At 62.1% G+C, this 7,253-nt stretch carries 9 protein-coding genes and 3 tRNA genes; 11 read left to right on the forward strand and 1 reads right to left on the reverse strand.

The genetic code is table 11. The annotated features are described in order from the left end of the window. The 5 genes from prs to VIM98_RS17540 form a co-directional block, all read left to right on the forward strand. Positions 1 to 608: ribose-phosphate diphosphokinase (gene prs, locus VIM98_RS17520; protein WP_331994398.1), on the forward strand; the 608-nt coding region annotated here is incomplete at its 5' end. 103 nt (positions 609 to 711) lie between these two features. Then, positions 712 to 1,368 carry a 50S ribosomal protein L25/general stress protein Ctc gene (locus tag VIM98_RS17525; protein ID WP_331994399.1) on the forward strand — a complete coding sequence of 219 codons (657 nt, stop codon included), beginning with the start codon at positions 712 to 714 and terminating at the stop codon, positions 1,366 to 1,368. Positions 1,369 to 1,428: 60 nt separating this feature from the next. Continuing rightward, positions 1,429 to 2,007 carry an aminoacyl-tRNA hydrolase gene (gene pth / locus VIM98_RS17530; protein ID WP_331994404.1) on the forward strand — a complete coding sequence of 193 codons (579 nt, stop codon included), beginning with the start codon at positions 1,429 to 1,431 and terminating at the stop codon, positions 2,005 to 2,007. A gap of 148 nt (positions 2,008 to 2,155) precedes the next feature. Further along, positions 2,156 to 3,247: a redox-regulated ATPase YchF gene (gene ychF / locus VIM98_RS17535; protein WP_331994400.1), complete on the forward strand. Its 1,092-nt coding sequence runs from the start codon at positions 2,156 to 2,158 to the stop codon at positions 3,245 to 3,247. A gap of 113 nt (positions 3,248 to 3,360) precedes the next feature. Next, the gene (locus VIM98_RS17540) at positions 3,361 to 3,822 is read left to right on the forward strand and encodes an acetyltransferase (RefSeq protein WP_331994405.1); all 462 of its coding nucleotides are present in this window, start codon (positions 3,361 to 3,363) and stop codon (positions 3,820 to 3,822) included. Between the two features lie 12 nt (positions 3,823 to 3,834). Here VIM98_RS17540 and VIM98_RS17545 read toward each other — a convergent pair whose 3' ends face one another. Next, positions 3,835 to 4,518: a GNAT family protein gene (locus VIM98_RS17545; RefSeq protein WP_331994401.1), complete on the reverse strand. Its 684-nt coding sequence runs from the start codon at positions 4,516 to 4,518 to the stop codon at positions 3,835 to 3,837. A gap of 91 nt (positions 4,519 to 4,609) precedes the next feature. Here VIM98_RS17545 and VIM98_RS17550 point away from each other — a divergent pair, with 91 nt between their 5' ends. From VIM98_RS17550 to VIM98_RS17575, 6 genes are all read left to right on the forward strand, one after another. Beyond that, a complete protein-coding gene (locus tag VIM98_RS17550; RefSeq protein WP_331994402.1) occupies positions 4,610 to 6,043 on the forward strand; it encodes a PLP-dependent aminotransferase family protein in 1,434 nt (477 codons plus the stop codon). A 94-nt stretch (positions 6,044 to 6,137) separates the two neighbouring features. Next, a complete protein-coding gene (locus VIM98_RS17555) occupies positions 6,138 to 6,626 on the forward strand; it encodes an acyl-CoA thioesterase (protein WP_331994403.1) in 489 nt (162 codons plus the stop codon). Between the two features lie 125 nt (positions 6,627 to 6,751). Continuing rightward, positions 6,752 to 6,837 (forward strand) — tRNA-Tyr (locus VIM98_RS17560). Positions 6,838 to 6,866: 29 nt separating this feature from the next. Beyond that, positions 6,867 to 6,940, forward strand: a tRNA-Gly gene (locus tag VIM98_RS17565). Between the two features lie 26 nt (positions 6,941 to 6,966). Next, positions 6,967 to 7,042: transfer RNA gene (locus VIM98_RS17570), tRNA-Thr, on the forward strand. A gap of 70 nt (positions 7,043 to 7,112) precedes the next feature. Next, positions 7,113 to 7,253, forward strand: a 141-nt coding sequence (locus VIM98_RS17575; protein WP_237057044.1) for a GTP-binding protein, incomplete at its 3' end; no start/stop codon positions are given.

A 7,253-nucleotide genomic window follows, 5' to 3' on the forward strand; every position in this document is an offset into this window, starting at 1 on the left:
AGATCATCGGCACGGTGGGTGTGGATCGCGTGCTGACGGTGGACCTGCATGCGGACCAGATCCAGGGCTTCTTCGACATCCCGGTGGATAATGTCTATGCCTCGCCGCTGCTGCTGGCGGACATCTGGCGTAACCACAGCATGGACAACCTGATCGTGGTCAGCCCCGACGTCGGTGGCGTGGTGCGTGCGCGTGCGCTCGCCAAGCGCCTGGACGACGCCGACCTGGCCATCATCGACAAGCGCCGTCCGAAGGCCAACGTCGCCACCGTGATGAACATCATCGGCGAAGTGGACGGCAAGACCTGCGTGCTGGTCGACGATATCGTCGACACCGCCGGTACGCTGTGCGCCGCTGCCGCTGCCCTGAAGGAGCGCGGTGCGCGCAAGGTCGTGGCGTACTGCGTGCACCCGGTACTGTCGGGCGCGGCCATCAGCAACATCGAAGGCTCGCAGCTCGATCAGCTCGTTGTCACCAATACCTTGCCGTTGCGGCCCGAGGCCGCCGCGTGCAGCAAAATCCGTCAGCTCTCGGTCGCCGAGCTGCTGGCGGAGACGATCCGCCGCATCGCGTTTGGCGAGTCCGTAAGCTCGTTGTACGTGGACTGAATTCCGAGCCCCGAGTACCGGGGCTCGATCCGAGACTCTCCTGGTCGCGGGAGAGTCATCCGGTTGCCGCGAGGCAGCCAATTACTGATAGGTAAACGCCATCATGGCTACAATTCATGAAATCCAGGCCCAGGGCCGCAAGGACGAGGGGAAAGGTGCGAGCCGCCGCCTGCGTCGTGCGAGCTTCGTTCCGGCCGTCGTCTACGGTGCGGGTCAACCCGCCGAAAGCATCCAGATCGAGCACAACACCATCCTGCTCGCCGCCAAGCACGAGTGGTTTTTCTCCTCGGTGCTCGACCTGAACATCGACGGCAAGGTGCAGAAAGTGCTGGTGCGCGACTGGCAGAAGCATCCGTTCAAGCAGCAGATGCTGCACATGGACTTCCTGCGCATCAATGAGAACGAAGCGATCCGTGTGAACGTGCCGCTGCACTTCCTGAACCAGGAAAAATCCCCGGCAGGCAAGACCGCCGGCGTGGTGATCTCGCACAACCTCAACGAAGTGGAAGTGTCCTGCTTGCCGAAGTACCTGCCCGAGTTCATCGAGCTCGATCTGTCGGGTCTGAAGGAAGGCGACATCATCCACCTGTCGCAGGTGAAGCTGCCGGCCAACGTCGAAATCCCGGCTCTCGCGCTGGGCGCCGATCACGACATCGCCGTGGTCACCGCCTACTCGGTGCAGGAAGAGGTCGATGCGCCGGCGGAAGGCGCGGCTGCTACCGATGCTGCCGCTGACGCCAACAAGGACGCCAAGAAGTAAGGCGCGCCGGCCCGACGCCCATCGGGGTGTCGGGCCGACAGCGTGTCTGCTTCGCTCGCCATGGCGGGTCTGCGCCTCATCGTCGGGCTGGGCAACCCCGGTGCCGAATACCTCCGAACCCGGCACAATGCCGGGTTCTGGTTTGTTGATGCTCTCGCTTCGGCGCAGGGCGAACGCTTTGGCTTCGATGGCAAGTTGCATGGCGAGACCTGCAAGGTCCGTCTTGGCGGCGAGGCCGTCTGGCTGCTCAAGCCGGCCACTTTCATGAACAAGAGCGGTATCGCGGTCGCCTCCGCGTTGCGCTATTACAAGATCGCCCCGGAAGAATGCCTGGTGGCGCATGACGAACTGGATCTCGATCCAGGTACCGTGCGCATGAAGTTCGACGGCGGCCATGGCGGCCAGAACGGTCTGCGCGACATCATCGCGCACCTGGGGCACGCCAAGTTCCACCGCCTGCGTGTCGGTATCGGCCATCCCGGCCACAAGGACAAGGTGACTCCATGGGTTCTGGGCCGCCCATCCGCTGCGGACGAGGACGCCATCATCCAGGGCATCGGACGCGCATTGGACGTGTTGCCGCTGGCGGTAGATGGGCAATTCGACAAAGCGATGCAGGCGCTTCATACGAAGCAGTGAGGCCGCGCCTGCGGCGCTGCGAGGAGTTAGGCGAGATGACTGTCTGGGCTAGAATAGGGCCCTCGTTTTTGCTTTCCCCCTCACTCTTAACCTCTTACCCCTAACTTTTTAAATCGGCCGCGTTAGCGACCGACCTGACGGACCAATCATGGGCATCAAATGCGGCATCGTCGGCCTGCCTAACGTCGGCAAGTCCACTCTGTTCAATGCGCTGACCAAGGCAGGCATCGCGGCGGCCAACTTCCCGTTCTGCACCATCGAGCCGAACGTCGGCGTGGTGCCGGTACCGGATCCGCGCCTCAATCAGCTGGCCGATATCGTCAAGCCGCAGAAGCTGATCCCGACAGCGGTCGAATTCGTCGATATCGCAGGCCTGGTGGCCGGCGCGTCGAAGGGCGAGGGTCTGGGTAACAAGTTCCTGTCGCACATCCGCGAGGTCGATGCCATTGCGCATGTCGTGCGTTGCTTCGAGCATACCGACATCGTGCACGTGGCCGGCAAGGTCGACCCGATTGCCGACATCGAAACCATCGATACCGAACTGGCGCTGGCCGATCTCGATTCGGTGGAGAAAGCGCTCAACCGCGCCGAGCGTGCGGCCAAGGCCAACGACAAGGACGCCCTGGCCAAGAAGCCGGTGCTGCAGAAGCTTGCCACAGCGCTTAACGATGGGCAGTCGGCGCGCAGCGTCAAGCTCGACGACGAAGAAAAGGCGCTGGTGCGCGACCTGTTCCTGCTCACGCTCAAGCCGTTGATGTACATCGCCAACGTGCGCGAGGACGGCTTCGAGAACAATCCGCACCTGGATGCCGTGCGCGCGCGCGCCGCGGCGGAAGGCGCCGAGGTAGTGCCGGTTTGTGCTGCGATCGAAGAAGAGCTTTCGCAACTGGACGATGCGGACCGTGACGAGATGCTCGCCAGCTACGGGTTGGAGGAGCCGGGCTTGAACCGCGTGATCCGCGCAGGCTACAAGCTGCTCGGCCTGCAGACGTATTTCACCGCTGGCGTGAAGGAAGTGCGCGCCTGGACGGTGAAGGCGGGTGCGACCGCGCCGCAAGCGGCCGGCGTGATCCACACGGATTTCGAAAAAGGCTTTATTCGCGCCGAGACCATCGGCTACGACGATTTCATCCAGTACAAGGGTGAGGCCGGTGCTGCCGCTGCCGGCCGTTTGCGCAAGGAAGGCAAGGAGTACCTCGTCAAGGAGGGCGATGTGCTGCACTTCCTGTTCAACGTTTGAAGCGCATCGCATGATGCTGTCGAAGGGGAGGCCAAGCCTTCCCTTTTTTATTCGTCAAGTACACCCCATGCAGAGGCGCACGCTTGAAGTGCTGCCCAGAAGGAGGCCTCGTGATGCGCATTCGAATGTCCACGCTCGCGGACGGTGCACGGGTGCTCGACATCTGGCGAAATGCGGTGGATGCAACGCACGATTTTCTTTCCGCCCAGGACCGAACCGAGATAGAAAGGGAGGTCGCGGCGTTTCTGCCATCGGCACCGCTCTTTCTCGCTGTCGACGACGAGGATAGGGCGGTAGGGTTCATGCTCCTGCACGAAGGGCACATGGAAGCGTTGTTTGTCGACGCCGATTGTCGCGGTGCCGGCGTCGGTCGTGCACTCGTTGTCCACGCCTTGCAGTTGCATCCTGGGCTGAGCGTGGACGTCAACGAGCAAAACGACCAAGCTGTCGGCTTTTACCGTCGCATGGGCTTTGAACGTGTCGGACGCTCGGTCTTGGATGGACAAGGGCGGCCTTATCCGTTGATTCATTTGCGCGCCGGTCGCTCGCTGGACACCGATGCGAGTGCGAGATGAGTCGCTTTGTTCCTAAGGCCGGACAGGGGCTTGGCTGGTAAAGCGCAGAGGTACGCGTTGCTGTCCGGCCTCGTCGAAATTTTCAGGTGCCAGCCAACGCCGATAGGCTTCTTTCAGCCTGGGCCAGTCGCGATCGAGCATGGCGAACCATGCGGTATCGCGGTTGCGCCCCTTGACCACGACATGCTGGCGAAAAATGCCTTCGAATTCGAAACCGAAGCGTTGTGCCGCACGGCGTGACGCTTCGTTGTCGCTGTGGCATTTCCATTCGAAACGGCGGTAGCCGAGCGTGTCGAAGACGTAGCTTGCGTGCAGGAACAACGCTTCGGTCGCCACCCGGCTACGCGCAATGGCCGGCCCCCACAACACATGCCCGACTTCGATCGTCCCGTGCGCCGGCTCGATGCGCAGCAGCGCCTGGCGTCCTTCGGCACGACCGGTGCGCCGGTCGACCACGGCAAAGAACAGCGGGTCTTCCGATGTGCTGCTCTTGTCCAGCCATGGTGCAAACGCTGCCATGTCGGCCGGCGGGTAAACGGCAAGATAGCGATGCCGCTCCTCGGTGCCGGGGGCTTGTGCCATGGCGAGCAGATCCGTTCCGTGGCGTGTGGGGTCGAGCGGCTCCAGGCGGGCGTAGCGGCCTTCCAGGGTGACGCGCTCGGGCCGTGGGACGCCTTTCCACTGCGACAAATCCATCGATGAGTACTCCACTTAGGAATGGCCGGCATTTTCAGGGCCGAGGTGGACTGGCGTACACTGCCACTTTCCAAATTCAGGGCATACCAGTTTGCCTCGCACCGAGGGCCGATCCGAACTTGCCTGGCCGCCGCTCGATCGCGCGTCCGGCGATCTCGAAGGGCAGATTTATCGGCTCGTTCGCGAACGGGTGCTTGCCGGGCAACTGCTGCCGGGCCAGCGATTGCCGTCGACCCGGGCATTGGCCGGTGCACTCGAGGTGGCGCGCTCGACCGTCGTTCACGCTTACGAGCGACTACGCAACGAGGGTTATCTGCAGACGACCGCAGGTGCGCTCTGTCGCGTATCCGGCCTGGCATTGCCCGTTTTCTCTGAACGGCCCGAGACGCCGCCGGTCACTCAGGCGGTGCCGGCACGCATATCGGGTCGGTTCGAGTTGGGAGTGCCTGACTTGGCGAGCTTTCCGCACAAAGCCTGGGCACGGACGCTGGCCGCCCGTGCCCGCGCGTTGCGTGTCCACGACCTGGGTTACGGTCAAGCTTGTGGTCTCGAGGCCTTACGCGTGGCGATCCTTGACCATGTTGCCGCTACTCGCGGGGTGACGGCGCGTCCTGAGCAAGTGCTGGTCGTCCCCTCCACGCGCGCCGCCGTGTCGCTGCTCGCCGAAGTGCTATTGCGCGATGTCCGGGACGACGCCGTTGTCTGGGTCGAGGATCCGGGTTATCCGACAGCCAAGACCTTATTGTCCGCAGCGGGAGCGGTGCTCCTGCCTGTGCCGTGCGACGAAGAAGGTATCGATGTGGCGCGAGCCCCGGCACGGGCGCCGCGGCTGATCTACGTGACGCCATCGCATCAGTACCCCATGGGCTATGCCATGAGCTTGCAACGACGTGTCGCATTGTTGGCAGCGGCGCGGCGGCACAACGCGATCGTGCTGGAGGACGACTACGACAGCGAATTCCGATATGGCTCTCGTCCTATCGCGGCGTTGCAAGGCATCGATCGCGGCGATTCGGTGGTTTACCTGGGAACCTTCTCCAAGACGCTCGCGCCCGGCTTGCGAGTGGCCTACGCGATCGTGCCGCCTGCTTTGACAGCCATGGTGGCCGAGGCTCAATTGCTGCGCGCTGCCGTCGTGCCGGTGCATATTCAGGCGGCCTTGGCCGACTTCATGTGCGAAGGACAATTTCGTGCACATCTGCGCCGCATGAATGCCATCTATGGCGAGAGGATGGCCGCTACGGTGGAGGCTTTGCGACGCCATGGCGAGCATCTGTTTCGTATCGGTCCCGGCGCAGGTGGCTTGCAACTGGCGGCGTGGTTTCATGACGAACGCATAGTGGATGCGGAGCTCGCGAAACATCTCAAAACAGAGGGTTTTGCCGTCAGGCCATTGTCGTCGTACTACTTGCTCACACCGCGCCCCGGCCTTGTCTTCGGCATTGCCACCGAGCCTGCGCAGCAGATCGATGCGCTTATCGCGCAATTAGTGCGCAGCGTGGAGAAGGGTGTGCGGTCGACGTGAGAATTTGCTTGCGGCATGGCAGGGCGGAAGCGGATCATGCACTCGTTTCACGAGTCGTTTTTTTTAGGGGACGCGATGTCCCGCCGGAGAGCGCATGCCAGGCCAGCAGCACGAAGTAAATTTCCGTTTCCTTGCCCAGCCGACCGATGTCAATTTCGGCGGCAAGGTGCATGGCGGCATGGTAATGAAGTGGATCGACCAGGCTGGCTATGCCTGCGCGGTGGCCTGGAGCGGCGCCTATTGCGTGACCGCTTCGATCAGCGGAATCCAGTTCGTCGCGCCGATCCTTATCGGCGATCTGGTCACGGTCAAAGCGCGTCTGATCCATACGGGGCGTTCCAGCATGCACATGGCGGTGGATGTCCTGGCACAGGATCTGCGCAAGGACGAGCAGCGCCTAGCGACCAGTTGCGTCATGGTTTTCGTGGCCCTGGACAGTCCCGATGGCAAGCCGACGCAGGTGCCGGCCTGGGAGCCGCGAACCGAGGCAGAGCGCCGCCTGCAAGAGCAAGCCAGGAAGCTCATGGACATGTCCAAGGACATGGCCAGCCTGGTTCACGAGCGCGCCGACGACGGCGCATAAGGCTTATGGGCCAAGGCGCAAATTCGTTCGCAGGCCCTTGCAAGAAAGTCGCCAGGAATCGCGTTTTTCTCGTGTGAAGGTGTTGACAGTTTCGGCCTCGATCCACACAATAGCCGTTCTTTGTTGGAGGGATACCCAAGCGGCCAACGGGGGCAGACTGTAAATCTGCTGGCTTACGCCTTCGGTGGTTCGAATCCACCTCCCTCCACCAGACGAGTTCCGCATTGGCTTGAAGATCGGGCGGGAGTAGTTCAATGGTAGAACCTCAGCCTTCCAAGCTGATGGTGCGGGTTCGATTCCCGTCTCCCGCTCCATTGATCTCGTCTTAAGAGTGTTTTGTGCTCATGTAGCTCAGTCGGTAGAGCACTTCCTTGGTAAGGAAGAGGTCGCTGGTTCGATTCCAGTCATGAGCACCACCTCGCAGAGCTGGTCGCAGGTATCGACTTTTTTTGTTCCTCATTTTGACTCCACCGGAGTTTGGCACGTATGGCAAAGGGTAAATTCGAACGGACCAAGCCGCACGTCAACGTGGGCACGATTGGCCACGTGGACCACGGCAAGACGACGCTGACGGCGGCGCTGACGAAGGTCGGTGCGGAGCGTTTCGGAGGCGAGTTCAAGGCATAT

It is taken from the genome of Dyella sp., assembly GCF_036568765.1.
In the GTDB taxonomy this organism is placed as follows: Bacteria; Pseudomonadota; Gammaproteobacteria; order Xanthomonadales; family Rhodanobacteraceae; genus GSA-30.